Below are 21,149 nucleotides of genomic sequence, written 5' to 3'. Positions count from 1 at the left end.
GGATGAGCGAGGTGCTGGCGCCGTCAAGGCAGTGTTGAGTGACAAGGGTGAACCGTCAAGGAGATGGACACGCTTCAAGTCTTGAACGCCTACTGTGCGCCCAGTCGCGTCTGGGTTCGGCCCGAGCCGGGAGGTGGGCAACCGTCGTGCCCTCCCGTCCGGCCGCGTCCGGCGACCCGGGCGGCGCGGCAGGGCTCCGCCTCGGCGTGGAGAGAGCGGCCCTCACCTGCGAGTTCGATTCCGTCGCCGGTCGCGGACGCGTTGTTCCGGCCCGTGTGCGGCCGGGTGCGGCCAGCAGACCGGAGCGCTCAAGTCCGTTCGTGGGCAGGGGAGTTGTATTGACTCGCGCGTGTGCTGTTCATAACATCGAAACATCTGAAGCCAAGTTTGGCTTGAATTCGTCGGCTTTACCGTCGCGCCCGGGGGAGCCCGATGAGTGTTCCAGTTCTGTGTCCTGACATGACTCATGGGCAGAGACGGCTGTGGTTCCTGCACCAGCTGGAGCCGGACGACCCCTCGTACAACATCCCCCTCGTGCTGAGGCTGACCGGTGATCTGGTGCCGTCGGCCCTCGGGTCCGCGTTCGACGAGGTGGCGGCCCGGCACGAGTCGCTGCGCATGCGCTTTCCGGACGAGGACGGCACCCCCACCGTGGTGGTCGGCGCGCCCGCTCCGGTGGCCATCGAACACATCGACCTGCGGGCCGGCGACCACCGGCTGGAGGCGTTGCTGGCCGAGCGCACCAACCGCGGCTTCGACCTGGGGCAAGGGCCTCTGCTGCGGGTGTCCCTCTTCCGGACGGGCGACAGCGAGCACGTCCTGTGCGTGGTCCTGCACCACATCGTCGCCGACGGCTGGTCGCTCAACATCCTCCGCGACGAACTGGCAGCGCATTACACCGCCCACCGGACCGGTCGAGCCACCGGGCTGACCCAGCCGCCCCCCTACCGCGCCCAGGCAGCCGCCGAGGCGCGGGAGGCGGACGGTCCGCAGGCGCGCGAAGCGCTCGCCTACTGGCAGGAACGCCTTGCCGACGCCCCCGCCCTCGAACTCCCCCTCGACGGGCCGCGACCCGAACAGCCCTCCACGCACGGTGCTTTCCACACGCAGGTGATCACCGGCGCCGGGCCGGTGGTGGACGCGCTGGCCCGTGCCCGGCGCAGCACTCCGTTCATGGTCCTGCTCGCCGCCTACCAGGCGGTCCTCCACCGGTGCACCGGGCAGGAGGACTTCTGCGTGGGCGTCCCCACCGCAGGCCGCACCGAGCCTGAGGCCGAGCAGGTCATCGGCTACTTCTCGCGGACGCTCGTGCTGCGCTCCGACCTCTCCGGCGACCCCGGGTTCGCCGATCTGCTGCGCCGGGCCCGCAGCACCGTCCTCGGGGCCTTCACCCACGAACGGATCCCCTTCGAGCGTCTGGTCGAGTCCCTGAGCCTGGACCGGGATCCGGGGCGGACGCCACTGTTCCAGACCCTGTTGACCGTTCACACCCAGGACGCGGGTCTGCTGCGCGCCACACCGTTCGCCGACCTGTCCTGCACCGAGCTCGACCCGGGCATGGAGGCCTGCAAGTTCGACCTCACCCTGGACGTGCGACGGGACGGCGAGGACGTCGTCGCCGTCTTCGGATACCGGACGGACCTCATCGACGCCGCATGGGCGGCCCGGCTCGGCCGGTGGTTCGAGACGCTGCTGCGCGCCGCGGTGGCCGACCCGGACACCCCGGTCCGCCGGCTGCCGATGCCGGACGCGTCGGAGCTCGCGGCCCTCCGCGAACGGGGCCGGGGACCGGCCCTGGCCGCAGGACCGCCGACCGTGCTCGCCGCCGTCGAGGAGGCGGTACGCAACGGACCCACCAGGACCGCGCTGCGGGGGCGCGACGAGTCACTCGACTACGCGACCCTGTGGTCGCGCGCAGGGCGGCTGGCCGTGCGGCTGGCGGAGCACGGGGTCGGGCAGGGGGACACCGTCGGTGTGCTCCTGCCGCGCGGTCCGGGCGCGGTCGTGGCGATGCTCGCCGCCTGGCGGGCCGGTGCGGCCTACGTGCCGCTCGACCCCGACTACCCGCCGGCCCGGATCGCCTTCATGATCGAGGACAGCGGGACCCGGGTCGTCCTCACCTCCGGCGGGGCAGGGGCGCGCGAGGTTCCGGAAGGCGTGCGGACGCTGACCGCCGACGGCCAGGACGCGTTCGGCGGCCCTGTGCACACGGACGCGTTCGGTGCTCCTGTGGGCACGGACGCGTTCGGTGCTCCTGCGGACACGGACACGGACCGCGGTGCCGAACGGACCGGTGCTCCGGACGGGTCCGGCAGTTCCCCCGCCGCCGTTCTTCCCGTCACGCGTCCCCACGACCCTGCCTACGTCATCTACACCTCGGGTTCGACCGGCACCCCCAAGGGTGTCCTCGTGCCGCACGGCGCACTCGCCGAACGGGTCCGGTGGATGCGTGAGGGCTACGGCATCACGCACGCCGACCGCGTCCTGCACTGCGCCTCGCTCAGCTTCGACACCAGCGCCGAGGAACTCTTCCCGGCGCTGGCTTCCGGCGCCACCCTGGTCGTCGCCGAAGCCGGCGGCGCCCTGCCGGACCTGCTCGGCCACGCCTTCACCGCCGACGTCACGGTCATGGACCTGCCCACCCCGTACTGGCACCAACTGGTCGCCGACCTGGACGCGGTGGCATGGCCCGACTCGCTGCGGCTGATGATCCTGGGCGCCGACCAGGTGAGGTCCACCGCGGTCGGTGCCTGGCGGGCCCGGTTCGGGGACCGGGTCCGGCTCGTCAACTCCTACGGCCCCACCGAGACCACGATCATCGCGACGACCGCCGACCTCGCGGCGGCGGACAGCCGCACCCGACCGCCGATCGGCGCACCGGTCGGCGGGGTCCGCGTGACTGTCTGCGACGCGCGGGGCGGCCCCGTCCCGCCCGGCACCCCCGGGGAGCTGCTGATCGGCGGGGCGGGGGTGACCTACGGATACACCAACAGGCCCGGCGCCACCGCCCGTGCCTTCGTTCCCGACCCCGAAGGACCGCCCGGGTCCCGCCGCTACCGGACCGGCGACCTCGTCCGGCACCGGCACGACGGCGCGCTGGAGTTCCTCGGCCGTCTGGACGGCCAGGTCAAGGTGCGCGGCTACCGGGTGGAGCCGGGCGAGGTCGAGAACGCGCTGATGCGACAGCCGGGGGTCGCGGAGGCGGTGGTCCTGGCCCGCGGGGACGCCCTGGTGGGATACGTGGTCCCGGCGGCTTGCGCCGAGGGCCCGCACACTCCCGGTGCCGGCCTCCGCCCCCGGGCGGACACCGCCCCCGGCAGCGAGGTCCTCGACCCTTCCGCCCTGCGGGCCGCGCTCGCGGCGTCCCTCCCCGCACACCTGGTGCCCAACGCCGTACTCGTCCTGGAGCGGCTGCCGCTCACGCCCAACGGGAAGCTCGACCGCGCCGCCCTGCCCGCCCCCGACCAGCGGCCCGCGCTGCGCGAGGCGTACGTGGCCCCGCGCACCGAGGCGGAGGAACTCGTCGCGGACATCTGGCGCGAGGTCCTCGGCATCGACCGGGTCGGGGCGATGGACGACTTCTTCGACCTCGGCGGGCACTCGCTGCTCGCCACCAGGGTGGTCGCCCGGATCCGGGCGACCGTCGACCTCACCGTCCCCCTGCGCACCCTGTTCACGCACCGGACGGCCGCAGCCTTCGCCGAAGCGGTGGAAGCCGCCCTGGTGGCCGAAATCGATGCCCTCTCGGACGAGGAGGCCGCGAGCCTCCTGTCCGCCGGTGACGACGACTCCCTGGAAGGAACCGGTTCGCCGTCATGAGCGAAACCTCCACGTCCTCCACGTCCTCCGCAGGCCTCTCCGAGGCCAAGCGCGCCCTGCTGAGCCGCCGGCTGCGGACCGGCCTCACCGCCGCGCCCCGGCCCGCTGTCCCCCGGCGGAACGACGGGGAGGTGCCCCCGCTCTCCTTCGCCCAGGAACGCCTCTGGTTCATGGAGCAGTTCGCGCCGGGCACCGCCGCCTACAACATCCCGTTGGCCCGGCGGCTGCGTGGCCCACTCGACCACGCGGCGCTGGAGCGCGCCCTGGACAGGGTGGTGGCCAGGCACGAGACCCTGCGCTCCCGGTACCCGGCGACCGACGACGGCAAGCCCGTCCTGGAGATCGCCGAGCCCGCGCCCGTTCCGCTGCCCGTCGCCGAGGCGGTCGACGAGGCGCACGCGGCACGGCTGGTGGACGAGGCGGGAGCCCGGCCCTTCGACCTCGTCGCCGGCCCCCTGCTGCGGACCCTTCTGGTGCGGTGCGCACCCGACGAGCACATCCTGCTGCTCGTGGTGCACCACAGTGTCAGCGACGGCTGGTCCAGCGAGATCCTGATCTCCGAGATCCTGCGCTGCTACACCGCCCAGGTCGCGGGAGACCCGGATCCGCTGCCCGAACTCCCGGTCGGTTACGGAGACTTCGCGCTGTGGCAGCGCGACCGGCTGAGCGGGGACGCGCTTGCCGCGGAGGTGGCCTACTGGGCCCGTGAACTGGCCGGCGTGGAGCCCCTGGTGCTGCCCACCACGCGGCCCCGGGCCGCCCGGCAGACGTTCGACGGGGCCGGATACGGCTTCCAGGTGGGCCGAGGGCTGCTCGACCGGGTCACCGCTCTCGGCAAGGCCCACGGCGCCACCGTCCACATGGTGATGCTCGCCGCCTTCCAGGTGCTCCTCGCCCGCTTCAGCGGACAGCGTGACTTCGCGGTGGGCTCACCCGTGGCCGGCCGGACGGAGCCCGAACTCGAAGGCCTCGTCGGCATGTTCGTCAACGTGCTGCCCCTGCGGGCCCGGCTCGACGGGGATCCGGGCTTCGCCGCGCTGCTGGAGCGAACACGGGAGACCTGCCTGGAGGCCTACGCCCACCAGGAACTGCCGTTCGCCCAGCTGGTGACCGAACTGGGCGTCGAACGTGACGTCTCCAGGCCGCCGGTGTTCCAGGCCGTGCTCGCCGTACAGAACTACGCGACCGCTCACAACTCTGCGACCGCTCAGAACCACGTGACCGCACAGCGGCGGGAGGCGGAGGGGGCGCTGCACGCGGAGACCTACGGCCTGCGGGCCGCCGGCACGCGGTTCGACATCGAGTTGTTCCTGATGGAGTGGCCGGACGGGCTGCGGGGAGCCTTCAACTACAACACCGACCTCTTCGACGAGGCGGACGTCGCCCGCATGGCGGGACACCTGGACCGGCTGCTGCGCGCGGTGACCGAGCGCCCCGACGTGCCCCTGTCCGAACTGGACGGCCTGTCGGACGACGAGCGAAAGCTGGAGCTGGAGGAGTTCAACGCCACCGGCGTCACGCTCCCGGCCGGTGCCACCCTGGTGTCCCTGATCGACGAGCAGATCGCGCGTACCCCCGAGGCGGTGGCGGTGACCGCCGACGAGGGCACGCTCACCTACGCGGAACTCGACGAGGCCGCCGACCGGATCGCCGGCCGGCTCGTCGCGGCCGGAGTCACCCGTGGCGACGTGGTCGCCGTCAGCGCCGAACGCTCGCACGCCCTGGTCGCGGCGCTGCTCGGTGTGATGCGTACCGGCGCCTGCTACACCCCGCTGGACACCGAATATCCGGCGGAGCGGCTGCAGTTCATGCTCGCCGACAGCGGAGCGCGTGTCCTGCTCGCCCAGCGCGGTCTTCCCGTGCCCGAGGTCTGCGACGCGGCTGTGCTGTACCTGGACGACGACGCGCAGCGTGGGAGCGCTCCCGCCGCGCGTCGGGGCGCGGGGCCGCATCCCGACGATCCGGCGTACCTGATCTACACCTCCGGCTCCACCGGCCGCCCGAAGGGAGTACCGAACACCCACCGGGCCCTGGTGAACCGGCTGCTCTGGATGCAGCGGAGTTACCCGATCGGCCCCGACGACCGGGTACTGCAGAAGACTCCGGCGGGGTTCGACGTGTCGGTCTGGGAGTTCTTCTGGCCCCTGATGACCGGGGCGCGGCTCGTCCTGGCCCGCCCCGGCGGGCAGAAGGACGCCGCCTACCTCCAGGAACTGATCCGCTCGGTCCCCGTCACCGTCGCCCACTTCGTCCCCTCGATGCTGCCGCTCTTCCTCGCCGAGGAGGGAGCCGGCCGGTGCACCGGGCTGCGCAGGGTCGTCTGCAGTGGCGAGGCGCTGCCGCCGGACACCGCACGCGCCTTCCGGGCCCTGCTGCCGGACTGCGCGCTGGCGAACCTCTACGGCCCGACCGAGGCGGCCGTCGACGTCTCCTCGTGGGAGTGCGAGGGGATCCTGGACACGGTGCCCATCGGGCGGCCGATCGACAACGTCCGGCTGTACGTCCTGGACGGAGCGCTGCGGCCGGTACCGCCCGGCGCCCCGGGCGAGATCCACATCGGGGGGACCGGTGTCGCCCTCGGCTACCACCGCCGGCCCGGCCTGACCGCGAGCCGCTTCGTCCCCGACCCGTACGGACCGCCCGGCTCACGGCTCTACCGGACCGGCGACCTGGGCAGGCGCCGCCCCGACGGGACGCTGGAACACCTCGGCAGGATCGACCAGCAGGTCAAGCTGCGCGGGCTCAGGATCGAGCCCGGTGAGATCGAGTCCGCCCTGCGCGCGCTGCCGGCCGTGACCGAGGCGGCCGTCGTCGTACGCGAGGACAGTCCGGGCGACAAGCGGCTGGCGGCCTACCTCGTCACGGAGGACGGACCGGACGGCCTCGATCCACAGGCGCTGCGGACACGGCTCAAGCTCGTGCTCCCCGACTACATGGTGCCCGTCTCCTTCACCGCCCTGCCCGCCCTGCCGCTCACCCCCAACGGCAAGCTGGACCGCCGGGCACTGCCGAAGCCCGAGGTGCACCGGGCCCCGGGAGCCGGCCTCGCACCCGAGAGCCCTGCCGAGCGGGTGCTCGCCGCGATCTGGGCCGAGGTGCTCGGACTGGACGAGGTCGGGGCGGACGAGGACTTCTTCGACCTCGGCGGGCACTCGCTGCTCGCCACCCAGGTCGTGGCCCGGGCGCGGACGCTGCTGCCGGAGGCCGGGGGCCGTCCGGTCAGCGTGATGGACCTGTTCACCTGCCGGACCGTCAGAGGCCTCGCGGCGCTGGCGGAACTGCCCGAGGACGCCCGGGGCCCCCGCAGGCTGCTGCACCGGCTGACCCCCGAGGTCCCCGCCGGGCGCCGGCGCGCCACCGTGGTCTGTGTGCCGTACGGAGGCGGCAGCGCGGTCGTCTACCAGCCCGTCGCCGACCTGCTTCCCGACGACCACGAGCTCTGGTCCGTCGCGATACCCGGTCACGACGTCGGCGTCACCGAGGAGCACCTGCCGTTCGGAGAGCTGGCCAGGAAGGTCGCCGCCGAGATAGAGGAACGTGTCGAGGGCCCGCTGATCGTGTACGGGCACTGCGGCGTCGGCACCGCGCTGGCGGTGGCGACGGCACGCCTGCTGGAGGCGTCCGGCCGGGAACTCGAAGCGGTCTACGCCGGAGCCCAGTTCCCCTTCGCACGACCGCGCGGACGCGTGCTCGGCACGCTGAGCCGGATCGCCTCCCTGGAGGCCCTGCTCGGAAACCGGGTCTACGTCAACTGGCTCACCGGGATGGGGGTCGACACCTCCCAGCTCGACCGCGAACAGACCGCGTTCGTCGTGGGCAACATGCGCCGCGACTCGCAGGCCGCGGAGGACTGGTTCACCGGTGCGATCGCGGACGTGGAGGCGGGAGCACCACGGCTGCGCGCCCCCCTGGTGTCGCTGGTGGGCGACCGCGATCCGGCCGCCGACTTCTATGCCGAGCGCTACCGGGAGTGGCTGCTGCTGGCCGAGCGCTCGGCGGTCGCGGTGATCGACCAGGGCGGCCACTTCTTCGTCAAGTACCGGGCCGCGGAGGTCGCCGAGGCGGTCACCACGGTGCACCGCGCCCTGCGCGAGGAGGACACCGCGTCGCTGCCGGAGCGGACCCCGGACGCGGCGTGGTGGTTCCACGGGGAGACGGGGCCTCCGGAGCCGGCCGCCGGTCCGTTTGACCGGACCGGCGCCCCGGCGCGGGACACCGCCGGGCCGGACGGCGCGGACCCGGAGCCGGCCGCCGGACCGGGACCGGACGGCGCCCCCGGTCCGAACAGGACACGCGGAGGCGGCGGCCCGCCCGCCGCTTCGGGGACGGCGGACGGGCCGGAACCGGGCATGGCCCGCTTCCTCACGGTCGTACTCGGCCAGCTCGCCTCCATCATCGGGTCCGCGCTCACCGAATTCGCCCTGCCCCTCTGGATTCTGCTGGAGACCGGGTCGTTGACCCGGTTCGCGCTCTACTCCGTCGTCGCGATGCTGCCGGGCATTCTCATCGGCCCGCTGGCCGGAGCCGTGGTCGACCGCTTCGACCGCCGCAAGGTGATGCTGGCCGGCGACCTCACCGCCGGACTCAGCCAGGTCGCCATGCTCGCCCTCCTGCTGGCCGGGCGACTGGACACCTGGTATCTGTACGTCCTGCTCGCCGTGCTGTCCGTGGCGCTGACCTTCCAGCGCCTCGCCTACAGTTCGGCCGTCCCGCAACTGGTCCCGAAGCGGTACCTCGGACACGCCAACGGAGCCGTACAACTCGCCTTCGGTGCAGCGCAGTTCGTCGTACCACTGGTGGCGGTCGCCCTCATGGCGGGCATCGGGCTGCGCGGCGTGCTGATCCTCGACATCCTCAGCTACGTCGTCGCCGTGGGCGTGCTGCTGTGCGTCAGATTCCCCCGGACGCTGCCGTGGAGCCGCCGGGAACCGGTCGTCGACGAGATCAAACACGGGTTCACCTACACCTGGCACAACCGTGGATTCCGCTCGATGCTGCTGTGGTTCGCCGTACTGAACCTCTTCCTCTCGCCCCTCTTCCTGCTGGTGACACCGCTGGTGCTGTCCTTCGGCACCCTGGACGACGCGGCCGGGGTGGCGATGGCGAGCGGCGCCGGAGCCGTCGTGGGCGGACTGCTCATGGGGGTGTGGGGCGGACCGCGCAGACACCGGGTGCGCGGCATGCTGGCGCTGGCCGCCGTGTTCGCCCTGGCGAGCGCGGTGACCGGACTGCGCGCCGACCTCTGGGTGATCGGCGCCGGAGCCTTCGGGATGGCCTGCGCCATCTCGATGGTCAACGGCGTGTACTCCACGATCGTGCAGGTGAAGGTGGCGCAGCGCTTCCACGGCAGGGTCTTCGCTCTGAACACGCTGGTGGCCTGGTCCACCCTGCCGATCGGCCACGGCCTCATCGCTCCCCTCGGCGTCAAGCTGTTCGACCCGCTGCTGGCCGAGGACGGGGTGCTGGCGGGAAGCGTGGGCCGGGTGCTCGGGACCGGCCCAGGACGCGGAATCGGCCTGATGTTCCTGCTGTTCTCCCTCGTCATGCTGGTGCTGGTGGCCTTCGCCCTGCGCTGGCCGGTGCTCGCCCGCTTCGACCGCGACGTGCCGGACGCCGAGCCGGACGACCTCGTCGGGCTCAGGGAGCGTGCCCAGACCCTGGCGGCGGCGCAGAAGAAGCGCGAGGCGTCCTTGGAGGCCGGCACCGCTCCGGTGCCGGCCGGGGCACAGCGGTGACCGCGCCCCGGCGCACGGCCGTCGCGCCGTCTCCCGGATCCCTGCTGGAGGTGCTGGCCCACCGCGCCGCGCTCCACCCCGGCCGCACCGCGCTGCACAACGGCGCGAGCAGCCTCGACTTCGGCAGCTGGCAGCGCCGCTCCGCCGCCCTCGCCGCGGGCCTCCGCGCGCGCGGGCTGGCCCCCGGGGAGCCGGTGGGCCTGTGGTACGGAAGTACCCGCTGGACGGAGTACGCCGTCGCCTACTGCGCGGTCCTGCGGGCCGGCGGGGTCGCCGTACCGCTCAGCGACCGCATGGCGCCGGCCGCCGCCGCGCACGTCCTGAGCGACTGCCGGGCGGTCGCCGTCCTGCACGCACCGGACGCACCGCCCGCACGGCTGCCCGAGGGGGTGTGGGCGGCGCCGGGCGACCTCATCGAGGCCGAGGGCGGCGAGGAGGCGCCGGACATCGCGCCGCCCGCTCCCGGCGCGCCCGCGCAGTACCTCTACACCTCCGGCACGACCGGCCTGCCCAAGGGCGTCCGCGCGACCCACGCCAACCTGGCCCACGGGTGCACCCTCGACGAACGACGCCGGCCGCTGCGCCACTCCCGTACCTTCCTCCACAGCTTTCCCATCGGTACGAACGCCGGCCAGACGATGCTCGTCAACTGCCTGAACGCGGCAGCCGCCGGTGTCGCGGCCCCGCAGTTCACCCCCTTGCGGTTCGCCCGGCTGATCGAGGAGCACACGGTCGGCAGCGTGTTCCTGGTACCGGCGACCGCCATCGAGCTGCTGGCCTCCCCGGCCCTCTCGCGCTGCGACCTGAGCTCGGTCCGGCTGGTCGGCTCCACCGCCGCGGCGCTGCCGCAGCCCGTCGCACTGCGCCTGTCGCAGGTCTTCGACGGTGCGCAGATCGTCAACTACTACACCTCCACCGAGGCCGCGCCCGCGCAGATCACCCTTCTCTTCGATCCCGGCCGTCCGGACTCGCCCGGTCTGCCGGCCGCGCTCGACCAGCTGCGGATCACCGACCGTGACGGCCGCCCGGTACCCGCGGGCGAGGCCGGTGAGATCTGGCTGCGCTCGCCCGCCTCGCCCCGCTCCTACCTCGGACCGGAGGGAAGCGGCACGGACGTCTTCCAGGGCCGGTGGGTGCGGATGGGCGACCTCGGGATGCTGGACGACGACGGCTACCTCCACCTGCTGGACCGGGAACGCGACGTGGTGAAGTCCGGGGCGTACAAGGTCTCCACGATCCAGGTGGAGAACGCGCTGCACGCCCACCCCGAGATCGCCGACGCCGCGGCCTTCGGGATCCCGCATCCGGTGCTCGGCAGTGTGGTGGCGGCCGTCGTGGTACCCCGGCACGGCGAGCCCGACGTCCCCGGGCTGCGGTCCTTCCTGCTGGACCGGCTGGCCGCCCACGAGCTCCCGGCCCGGTTCCTCTTCCGCGACACCCTGCCCCGCAACGAGGGCGGCAAGGTCCTCAAACGTGAACTGCACCGGCTCCTGGACGACGAGGCGATCTCATGACCCTGCCCACACCCTCCGCGGCCGACGCCCCGCTCGGCCGGACCGTGCCCGGACCCGTCCCGTTCGGTCCGGCCCCGCTCGACCCGGCCCAGCACGGTGTCTGGGTCACCGAACAGGCGATGCGGACCGGTTCGGCCTATCACCTCAGCGTCGCGCTCCACTTCCGCGGGCCGCTGGACCTCGCCGCCCTGCACACCGCGTGGACCTGGTTCGTGCACGACAACCCGGTGCTCGCCGCCCGCGTCGACCCGACCGGACCGTCTCTGGTCCCCGGGCCGGTTCCTTCCGTGCGCCACCACACCTGCGCCCCCGCGGACCTGGAGAAACTCCAGGAGGAGGAGACCGCCGCCGCGTTCGCCCCGGGGTCTGCCCTGGTCCGCCCGACCCTCTTCACCGTCGGACCCGGCCGCCACACCCTGCTGCTGGTCGCCCACCACATCGTCTTCGACGGCGAGTCCAAGGACGTTTTTGTGTCCGGGCTGGCGCGCCACTACCGGGCCGCGACCCAGGACCCCGCCCCCGCCGCCGCACCCTGTGAACCGCACACACCCCCTTCGGCCGCGCCCGCTCTCACCGGGCAGGCCGTCGACGCCGCGGCCCGGTTCTGGGCCGGCCGCTGGCAGGAGAGCGCCGCTCCCGCCCTTCCGGGACAGGCCGCACCCTCCCTGGTGGACCCGGTCGCTCCCGCTCCCGGCAGCGCCGCCGACTTCCGGCTCGACGGCCGACGGTACGCCCGCCTCACCGCCACCGCGCACGCGCTCGGGCTCACCCGGTTCGAACTGCTGACCGCCGCCTGGCACGCGCTCCTGCTGCGGTACGGCAACACCGAGCCCGCCACCGCCGTCGAGCTCTCGACCCGCGCCCCCGCCGCACCCGGGCGGGCCGGGCTCCACGTCAACGAGCTGCCGCTCTTCACGCACCCCCGGCCGCACATCCCGTTCCGGGAGTTCGCCCACGAGGTCCGGGAGGAACTGCGGGCCCTGTACGCCCACCGACCGGTACCGCTGAGCCGCGCCGTCCGTGGGCTGACACCGCGCACGGCACTGTGCCCGCTCTCCCTCAGCTACCGGCGCCGCACCACCTCGGCGCAGGCCGGCTTCGGTGACGCGCTGGACGTCCGTACCGCATGGATCGGCTTCGCCCGTACCGCCCGCAACCTCGCCCACCTCCAGCTCGTCGACTCACCGGACGCGCTCGAAGGCAGCCTGCAGTACCGCACGGCCGCCTTCGCCCCCGAAGCCCCCGCACGTATCCTGACCCACTTCCTCACCCTGCTCGACGGCGTGCTGGACGCGCCGGACACCCCCCTCGCCGGCCTGCCGTTGCTCCCCCCGCAGGAGCGCGCGCTCCTGCTCACCGACACCACGTCCGCGCCCGGCAACGCCGACGTCAGCCTGCCCGCCCTGTTCGCGGCCCAGGCCGCGGCCACCCCGGACGCCGTGGCCGTCGTCGACGGTGACGACGAGATCAGCTACGCCCGGCTCGACGCGGCGGTACGCCGTTTCGCGCACCGGCTGCGCGAACGGGGCGCCGGCCCCGGCAGCCTGATCGGCATCGCTCTGCCCCGGTCCGCCGCCCAGCTCGTCGCCGTGCTCGGGGTGCTCACCGCCGGAGCGGCCTATCTGCCGCTCGACCCCGACCACCCCGCGGAGCGGCTGGCGTTCATCCGCGCCGACTCCGGCCTCACCCTCCAGGTCTCCGAGGAACCCGGGCCCGGCGTCCTCGCCCCGGAACCCCTCGACGAGCCCGGCACCCCACCCCCCGCCCCGGCACCGCCGGCCCTCGAAGACCCCGCGTACGTGCTGTACACCTCGGGCTCCACCGGCACGCCCAAGGGAGTCGAGGTGCCGCACGGGGCGCTGGCGAACCTGCTGGCCGCGATGGGCGAAACGGCCGGCGCGCGGCCCGGGGACCGCTGGCTGGGCCTCACCTCGCTCTCCTTCGACATCTCCACCGTCGAGCTCTTCGTCCCGCTCGTCACGGGCGGTCGCGTCGTCCTCGTACCGGAGGGGCGGCACCGCGACGGCGACGCGCTGACCGCGCTAGTCGAACGCCACGCGCTCACCCACGTACAGGCCACGCCGAGCGGTTGGCGGCTGATGCTCGCCGCCGGACTGCACGCCCCCGGCCTCGTCGCGCTCACCGGCGGGGAAGCGCTGCCCACGCCCCTCGCGGCCTCGCTGCGCCGCGCCGTGGGGCGGCTGGTCAACGTCTACGGTCCGACGGAGACCACGGTCTGGTCGACCTGCGCCGACATCGAGGCGGACGCCCCCGTCACCATCGGCGGCCCGCTGGCCAACACCCGTACCTACGTCCTGGACGAGCGCCTGCGCCCGCTGCCGTACGCGACGACCGGCGAGCTGTACATCGGAGGCAGCGGAGTCGCGCACGGATACCGCGGGCGGGCCGGGCTCACCGCGAGCCGGTTCGTGCCCGACCCCTTCGGCCCGCCCGGCTCCCGCCTCTACCGCACCGGGGACCTGGTCCGGCTTGGGACCGACGGAAGGCTGGAGTTCGCGGGCCGCTCCGACACCCAGGTCAAGATCCGCGGACACCGGATCGAACTCCGCGAGGTCGAGACCGCGCTCCTGGGCCGTCCGGAGGTGGCCCAGGCCCTGGCCGTGCTCCGCGACGGCGCGGACGGTGAACAGGACCGGCTCGTGGCCTATGTCGTGCCCGCACCGGCCGGCCCGGTGCCGTCTCCCGACGCCCTGCGCGCCCATCTGGCCCGGAGCCTGCCGGCCGCCGCGCTGCCCGCCGCGTACGTGACGCTCGACGCCTTCCCGCTCACCCCCAACGGGAAGCTCGACCGGGCCCGTCTGCCCGAGCCGCCGCGGCACCGCGACACGACGGACGAGCAGGTCACCGGTGGCGGGGAACAGGGTGGCGGGGAGCAGGGAGTCGTCGCCGCCGTGCTGGCGATCTGGCGGCACGTGCTCGACCTGGAGGACCTCGGACCCGACGAGGACCTGTTCGACCTGGGCGGCCACTCACTGACGATCACCGCCATCGCGGGCCGCATCCGCAAGGAGTTCGGCGTGTCGGTCCCCTTCGACGTCTTCTTCGACAGCCCCACCGTCCACGGTGTCGCGGCCTGCGTCACCGATCTCATGGAGGAAAGCAATTGAACGCGAGCATCCGCTACCAGGTGGTGGTCAACGAGGAGGAGCAGCACGCCCTGTGGCCGGCCGAAACGCTCCCGCCGCAGGGCTGGCGGCCGGACGGATTCAGCGGCACGGAGGACGAGTGCGTCGCCCACGTCGACGAGGTCTGGCCCGACATCAGGCCGCTGAGCCTGCGTCGGCGGCTGGCGGAGCGGGAACAGCGGTGAACGCCCCAGCCCCCGCCACCGGGACGCGCGCCCGGCTCGCCGTGCTGATCCACGAGGCCATGGACGGGCAGATCGGCACGGCCGAACTCCTCACGTCCCGAGCGACACTGACCGAGGCGGGAGTCACCTCGCTGGGCCTGCTGCGGCTGGCCGACGCCCTGGAGGAGGAGTTCGGTGTCGAGGTCGACCTCGGCGACCCGTCGTTCTACCGGGAAACCGTGGACACGCTGGCAGCCCGGGTCGACGCCGCGGACGCCGGAGCGCCCCGTGAGTGAGCCGGAGGCCCCGGCGGCGGACCTCGCCACCGAGGTGATCGAGGTCCCCTTCGCCGGGGACCGCTCGGGGACGGCGCCGCTGACCTGGGGGCAGCAGGCGATCTGGAACGCGATCCTGCGGACCGCCCCGAACGACGTCTACTTCAACATCGGCCGGATCCTTCCCCTGGGGGAGCGCGGCCGGACGACGGAGCCGGCCCAGCTGACCGCCGCGCTCGCCGCGTTGGTGGAACGCCACGAGGCCCTGCGGACCAGGCTGCGGGGGACGGAGCGGACGCCGGACCAGTCGCTGTCGGACTCGGGCCGGCTGCCGCTGACCGTGGTCGACGAACCGCGGCCGGAGCACGCGGACGCGACCGCGCGGCATCTGCTCGACCGGCTGAGTGCCACCCGGTTCGACTACGAACAGGAGTGGCCGCTGCGGGTCGGCGCGGTGCGCAGCGGGGGCAGGGTCACGCACGCGGTGCTGGTGCTGTGTCACCTGGCCTGCGACGGACACGCCGCCGAACAGGTGGTGCGCGACCTGCGGCTGCTGGTCGTACGCGGCTCCGCGGGCCGGAAGCCGCGCGCCACCCCGATGGATCTCGCCGTGGAACAGCGCGGACCGGCGGGGGTGCGCCGCAGCGAGCGGGCGCTGGCCCACTGGGAGTCCTTCTACCGCGGCATCCCTCCGACGATGTTTCCCCGGCAGGCCGCGGCCCCCCGGACGCCCCGGTTCTGGAGCGGCATGCTGGTGTCGCAGGCCCTCGCCATGGCCACCGACGCGCTGGCTGCCGCCCACCGCGTCAGCGGGTCGACGGTGTTGATGACCGGCATGGCGGCTCTCGTCGCGGCCGACGGCGGGCACGGCACGGCCGCGATGATGCCCATCGTCGGCAACCGCACCTCCGCGGACCACCGGGATCTGGTGGCGATGCTGTCGCAGGACGCTCCGTTCCTCCTCGACACCACCGGAGCCGTACGGTTCACGGACCTGCTGCCGGTGGCGTGGCGTGCGGCGATGGCCGGGTACCGGGCCGCCGCGTACGACCCCGTCGCGTGGGAGGCGCTCCGCGAGCGGATCGGCAGGGAACGCGGCACCCCCGTGCATCCGTACTGCTGCTACAACGACCAGCGGTTCTTCACCCGTCCGCCGGCGGACGGCTCTCCGCCGGGCGCCGACGAGTTGAGGAGGGCCCGGACGCGTACGCGGTTCTCCTTCCCCGCCACCCAGGAACGGCTGGGCTGCCGCTACTGCGTCCATGTGACCGAGGAACAGGGCACGCTCGCCGTCATGCTGACCGCCGACACGGCGTACCTGCCGCCGGCGGCGATCCGGGCGCACCTGGAGGCGCTGGAGGAACTGGTCACCGCCGCCGCGTGCGGGCCTTCCCCGCTGCTGGCCGATCTGCCCGGGCTCTTGGGGCGCGAGGACGGCGCCCGCTCCTGACCCCCGCTCCGGACCGGGAGGCTCGGGCCGCCCCATGGCCCGAGCCTCGGGAGGGAGGACCGGTCAGGCGGACCGGGGCAGTCCGGCGGTGCTCGTCCCGGCCGGTGCGATTCCGAAGATGTCCACCGCGTGGTAGTACGTCCAGGCGGTGGCGTTGCACGAGGTCAGCGTCGCGCCGGAGTAGGCGGCACAGACGCGCTTGAGGTCGGAGTAGAGGGCGGAGTCGAGGCGTGCCTTGTTGGCGGAGAACGTGCCGGCGGCCTTGTAGTTGCGGTAGCCGAAGTCGTGGCGGGCGCAGGCCGTCTGGAACGGGAAGCCGAACGGGTTGTCGGGCGAGGTGCTGCAGTAGTCGGTCGACCAGTCGAAGCCGTAGGCGGCCCAGGCGCCCTGGTTGCCGCGGGCGGCGTTCCAGCTGTTGTAGCTGGAGGCGCTCGTCTGGGTCCATGAGCTGAGTACCTGGGGCTTGTCCGCGGGCGCGGCCGAGGCGGACGCGGCGGGCAGCAGGGCGAGGGGGAGCGAGAGGGCGACGGTGCCGAGCAACATGGCGACCTGGCGACGCATGGCAATCTCCTCTGGATGTGGGGGAGTCCGGCTGAGCGTGCACCTCGTGGGGTCGATGAGGTCTGCCTCGAGAATGCCGTCATGAACCTGTCATGCCTAGGTGTTGCGCGGACTGGACGCCGGGAATTGACGTGTTCGTCGAGCGACGGCCATGGGGGCGCCGCCGCCGCTCCCGCCCGGGCGGACTCGTACGCCCCGGTACCGCGGCATGAGCGGGGAACGGAAGCGGCGGAGCGCGCCGGCCCGGTCGGTCCGGCCGGCGCGTACCGGGCCCGACGGCCGTCCCCCGGCGCACGGGTGCGACGGCGCGTGGTTACGAGGCCCTGCAGTCCACCTTGATCGGAGCGGCGGCGGCGTGCCGGTTGCCCGAGGTCTTGCCGCGGTTCTCCAGCACGACGGAGATCTTGCCCGTGCTCACCGTGAACGTACCGGCGTTGACCCACTGCCCCAGGTGCGAGGGCTGGTCGATCTCGAAGGTGCCGATCTGCGTGCTCGGCTTGGCCTCGAAGTAGCGGTGGACGACGTAGTGAGCCGGGTTGCCCCCGACCCGGGTGATGTCCTTGACGTTCGGGATGTAGACGGAGACCTGGCAGGTGCCGTTGGTCACCGACCCGGTGGGGAACTTCCACTGGGCGTATCCGTCCGACGTCGTGGTGCTGTTGGACAGCGGAACGCTGTAGTAGAAACCGCTGCATCCGTAGGACGTCTGGCTGCCGGTTCTGCCGACCCAGCCCTGGAGGCCGTCGCGCCACTGGTCGGACGTGGCGAAGCCGGGGGTCTCGCAACCGGGGCCGATGAGGTGGCTGTACGTGACCGCGGCCACCGGCTCCTGCTGGGGCGCCACCGGTTTGGCGGTGCTCCCCTTCGTCGGTGCGGGAGCGTCGGCCGCTCCCGTGTCCCTCCCGGACGCGGCGCTCGCCTCCCCGGGGCTCGGGGTCTTTTCGGCGCTGCCCGCCGCGGGGAGGTCCTTCGCTCCGGTCTCGTGGATCGCGTCCGTCATCGTTCCGCCCGTACCGGAGCCGCCTGCAGATGAGCCGGTGGAGCCGGTGGTGGACGTGCCGTGGGGCTTCTGCGGGGCGTCACTGGGGGCGTTCTGCCGGCCCGGCACGAAACCCGGGCCGGAGCCGTCGGGGCCCATCCGGCTGCCCGCGGGCGCGAGTGCGGTGGGCACGGAGGTGTCGTCGCCGGATCCGGACAGGCCGGAGATCAGGAAGGGCACACCGACGAGGACCAGCCCACCGGCCACGGCTGCGGCGATCAGCGGCTTGCCGGGGCGGCCCAGAGGGAGCACACCGGTACGGCGGGTGCGGGTGGCGCCCACGGTCGTCGCCGCAGTGGTGCTCGCGGCGGAGTCGTCCCGGCTCGCCTCGGCGACAGCGGAAACGGTCGTGCCGGAGCCGGCGGTGGCGGCTTCCGGCCGGGTCTCGGGCCCGAGCCGCTCTTCGGTCCCGGCTCCGGGCCGCTCTTCGGTCCCGGCTCCGGGCCGCTCCTCGGCCGGTGCCCGGGGCGTCTTCGCCTCCTCGCCCTCGCCCTCGCTCTCGCCCTCGGCGGCCGGGGCGGCGGAACCGGACACCGTGGCGGGGGTACCCCCGCCGACCGGTGCCGGGGCGGTCCCGGCCGGAGTCTTCGCCGGGAACAGCCCGGTGGACGGCTCCTCGGCCAGGACCGCTACTGCCGCGGCGCGGGGGACCGGTGAGCCGGGGGTGCCGGACTCCGTACCGGCGGGGGCTGACTCGCTGGTTGCCATCGGATGCCTCTCGGACGGATCAGGATGGGGAAGGGAGGGATAAAAACGTGCTGGTGCTGGTGCTGGTGCTGGTGCTGGTGCTGGTGCTGTGGCTCAGGCGCGGCGCGGGAGGTGGCCGGTGCAGCGGGCGGGCCAGCCGGCGGCCGGCCCGTCGGCGTCCCGGCGGGCCGCCTCGTCGAGCCGGGCGACCACCTCGTCCGAAGGCGGCCGGAACGATGTCGTTCCGCCCGGGATTTCCGCCAGCAGTACGCGCGCCGGAGACTCCTCGGACGCCTCGTGCCTGGCCAGTACGGAGAACTCGGTACCCGCCGCGAAGAGTGCCGTCGCGCCGCCGGCACCCGGGGCCGCGAGCACCGAGGTACGACGCGCGGTCACCGGCCTGATGACGTAACGGACATGGCCGGGCGGCGGTGCGGGAGCACCCTTCTGCTCACGGTGGACGACGTCGAGCGGCGCGTCGCAACGCAGGACGGCTCCCACCACGGCGTCTGCCGGGATGCCGGGCCCCGGCACGGCCCGGATCAGCGTGCCCCGCAGCGCGGGCAGCCTCCGCAGTCCCGAGGCGAGGCAGGCGGCGTACGGTGCCAGCTCACCGCTCCCCGTACCCGCGTCGGCCGCGAGCGCGAGCGCTCCGAACCGTCCACCGGGGGCCGACGTCAGATACAGGTGGACGGCGACGAGGTCGACGTGGGCCTCTTCCTCCTTGGTACCGCGCAGGGCGGGGAGTCGTACGAGAGCCCGGTTGACCGGTCCGGTGTGCTCCTCCCAGACCGACGCGGCCAGCTCGCGGAAGGCGGACCGGTCCGCGCCACTGCTGAAGCCGGCCGGGGCCGAGGCAGGGGCGACGAGACGGCGGGACGCAACGGCGACGGGTGCCGGAGAAGCCGGTGCCGGCGCAGATGGAGTCGGCGCAGGTGCCGGTGCCGGAGGGGGCGCGGGTGTGCTCGGAGCCGATGCGACCTGCGGGGCGGTGCGGCGGGGCCGGGGAGCGTCCGGGGGCGCTCCGACTCCCGGTACGGGAGGTGTGGACGGCGCGGCGTGGCTGCTGCTGCTCGTGGCCGGGCGGGTGGCAGGAGCCGGAGCCGGAGAAGGGGGTGCCGACGCGGTGAGCGCCCCGGCGGGGGCCGGCCGGGGCGCGGGCGCGGCGGTCGGGGGCGCGTCGGGTACGGGAGCGGCACCTGCGGGTGCGGGTGCGGGTGGGGGAGTGGCGGGTACGGGCGACGCCGCTGTCGCCGCGACCGCGGAGCGCGGGGCCGGCGCGGCGAACATCAGCGCGTTCCGTACCGCGAAGCGCCGCAGCACGTCCACCGTTTCGGCCCCCGCACCCGCGGGCGAGGCGATCTCGGCGTACTCGCGTACCTGACCGTCCAGCTCCGGCAACAGGGCGGCGAGCGCCGTCAGGAGTCCACTCCGGGCCGGTCCGTCATCGCCCGCGTCCCCCACCTCGACGCGCATCGCGCGCGCCTCGGCGGGCCGCTCCCGGACGGCGGCCGGAGGTGTGGGGGAGTGGCCCACCCACAGGCCGGCCCGCACCGCCACCACGTACGATCCGCCGGGCAGACGGCCCACGGCGGGTTCCGGATCAGGGCCGGTCACCGTGTCGGGCAGCAGCCAGTGCACCGGACGCGGGGCGGGCTGCGGCGTGCCCGGTCCGGCTTCCCCGGCCCGCGCTTCTGTGGGGGCGCAGCTCACCGCGGTGAGCAGGGCGGGCCAGGTGTACTCGCCCTCCGCCGACACCAGCCGTATCCGCTCCCGGCGCGTGTCCCCCGACGGGTCCGGCACAGACAACGGGAGCCCCGTGCAGACCGTCACCTCCGTGCCGAGCAGGTCCGCCACACGCCGGGCGACGGGCAGCAGATCGGGGCCGCCGCCCGGGGCCAGCCGTACCCGGTCACGCAGTTCCGCGGGCAGCCGGGCGAGCAGCGTGGCCAAGTCCTCCGCGAGGTCGTCCAGGCTCTCCGCGCCGTCCACCAGCACGGTCAGCCGGTCCGGGTGCACGGCGAGGGCGAACGCCAGATCGCCGGGACGGGGCGCTGCCGCACCCACGGGGTGCAGCAGCAGCCCCGCGGGTATCTGCCGGACCGTGTGGTCGCCCAGTTCGCCCAGCGGCACCCGGGTGAGCGCGCGCTGCCAGTGCGGGGCGGGCAGGCGTGCGCCCAGAGCCACGGGTTCCGTGCCCGGCGCGAAGCGCCACCAGCCGCCCGCCGGGGTCGCCGGCTCGCTCACGTACAGTCCGCCGCCGGGCAGCAGGACCGCCGCGGCGTCGGGTGCTTCGATCTCGAAGTCCCATGCGTCGGACAGTCGTTGTGCCAGCGGGAGCAGGCCGTCGTGCTTGCGCGCGGCGGCGCCGGACATCACCAGCCGGGCTGCGGAACGATGTTCGTCCCGCAGCCGGGCGAGCAGACCGCCCAACTCCTCGCCGAGGTTCCCCGCCGCGTCCGCGGCGACGTCGACGATGATGACCGGGCGTTCCCGCTCGACACGCAGGTTTCCGGCCAGCTCACGCACGGAGGTGCGGCGGTCGGCGGAGGAACGCAGCAGGAATCCGGGGGCGCCGCCGGGACCGGATTCCGCGCCGAACTCGTCGAGGACCGTGTAGGGGCCCTCCGGTCCACGGGCGACGGGGCCGGACGAGGCAGGGGCGGGGGAGGGTTCCGCCGCCGAGCTCCGTCCGCGCCACCGAGGCAGCCGCGAGGCCAGTCCGCTCACCGGGAGTCCTCCCGGCGGGTGAAGCTGCT

10 protein-coding genes are annotated in these 21,149 nt (G+C 73.8%); 7 read left to right on the top strand and 3 right to left on the bottom strand.

What is annotated here, in order from left to right:
• Positions 1 to 459: 459 nt before the first annotated feature.
• From ACFWEE_RS06275 to ACFWEE_RS06245, 7 genes are read left to right on the top strand one after another with little or no spacing between them, the layout of a single operon-like run.
• Positions 460 to 3,819 carry an amino acid adenylation domain-containing protein gene (locus ACFWEE_RS06275; protein WP_386886865.1) on the top strand — a complete coding sequence of 1,120 codons (3,360 nt, stop codon included), beginning with the start codon at positions 460 to 462 and terminating at the stop codon, positions 3,817 to 3,819.
• Positions 3,816 to 9,554: an amino acid adenylation domain-containing protein gene (locus ACFWEE_RS06270; protein ID WP_386886863.1), complete on the top strand. Its 5,739-nt coding sequence runs from the start codon at positions 3,816 to 3,818 to the stop codon at positions 9,552 to 9,554. Before ACFWEE_RS06275 ends, ACFWEE_RS06270 begins: the two co-directional genes overlap by 4 nt.
• Positions 9,551 to 11,068, top strand: coding sequence for a class I adenylate-forming enzyme family protein (locus ACFWEE_RS06265; protein ID WP_386886861.1), 1,518 nt, complete (start codon positions 9,551 to 9,553; stop codon positions 11,066 to 11,068). Before ACFWEE_RS06270 ends, ACFWEE_RS06265 begins: the two co-directional genes overlap by 4 nt.
• On the top strand, positions 11,065 to 14,196 hold the full coding sequence (locus ACFWEE_RS06260; RefSeq protein ID WP_386886860.1) for an amino acid adenylation domain-containing protein: 3,132 nt from the start codon (positions 11,065 to 11,067) through the stop codon (positions 14,194 to 14,196). The genes ACFWEE_RS06265 and ACFWEE_RS06260 overlap by 4 nt, the downstream gene beginning before the upstream one ends.
• The gene (locus ACFWEE_RS06255; RefSeq protein WP_386886858.1) at positions 14,193 to 14,399 is read left to right on the top strand and encodes an MbtH family protein; all 207 of its coding nucleotides are present in this window, start codon (positions 14,193 to 14,195) and stop codon (positions 14,397 to 14,399) included. Before ACFWEE_RS06260 ends, ACFWEE_RS06255 begins: the two co-directional genes overlap by 4 nt.
• Positions 14,396 to 14,674 carry a phosphopantetheine-binding protein gene (locus ACFWEE_RS06250; RefSeq protein ID WP_386886856.1) on the top strand — a complete coding sequence of 93 codons (279 nt, stop codon included), beginning with the start codon at positions 14,396 to 14,398 and terminating at the stop codon, positions 14,672 to 14,674. The genes ACFWEE_RS06255 and ACFWEE_RS06250 overlap by 4 nt, the downstream gene beginning before the upstream one ends.
• Complete coding sequence (locus ACFWEE_RS06245) at positions 14,667 to 16,103, top strand: condensation domain-containing protein (protein WP_386886855.1); 1,437 nt, start codon at positions 14,667 to 14,669, stop codon at positions 16,101 to 16,103. The genes ACFWEE_RS06250 and ACFWEE_RS06245 overlap by 8 nt, the downstream gene beginning before the upstream one ends.
• A 63-nt stretch (positions 16,104 to 16,166) precedes the next feature.
• Here ACFWEE_RS06245 and ACFWEE_RS06240 read toward each other — a convergent pair whose 3' ends face one another.
• The 3 genes from ACFWEE_RS06240 to ACFWEE_RS06230 form a co-directional block, all read right to left on the bottom strand.
• Entirely contained in the window at positions 16,167 to 16,664 is a 498-nt protein-coding gene (locus ACFWEE_RS06240; RefSeq protein ID WP_386886853.1) for a phospholipase, read from the bottom strand.
• A gap of 313 nt (positions 16,665 to 16,977) precedes the next feature.
• Positions 16,978 to 18,411 (bottom strand): hypothetical protein, encoded by a 1,434-nt coding sequence (locus tag ACFWEE_RS06235; protein WP_386886851.1) that lies wholly within the window; start codon positions 18,409 to 18,411, stop codon positions 16,978 to 16,980.
• 93 nt (positions 18,412 to 18,504) lie between these two features.
• Positions 18,505 to 21,120 (bottom strand): hypothetical protein, encoded by a 2,616-nt coding sequence (locus ACFWEE_RS06230; RefSeq protein WP_386886849.1) that lies wholly within the window; start codon positions 21,118 to 21,120, stop codon positions 18,505 to 18,507.
• Between the last annotated feature and the right edge of the window lie 29 nt (positions 21,121 to 21,149).

Origin of the sequence: Streptomyces sp. NPDC060184, from assembly GCF_042728795.1 — a bacterium.
Classification (GTDB): domain Bacteria; phylum Actinomycetota; class Actinomycetes; order Streptomycetales; family Streptomycetaceae; genus Streptomyces.
The sequence above is the reverse complement of the archived record's forward strand: the minus strand, read 5'-3'. Positions and strand labels throughout refer to the sequence as shown.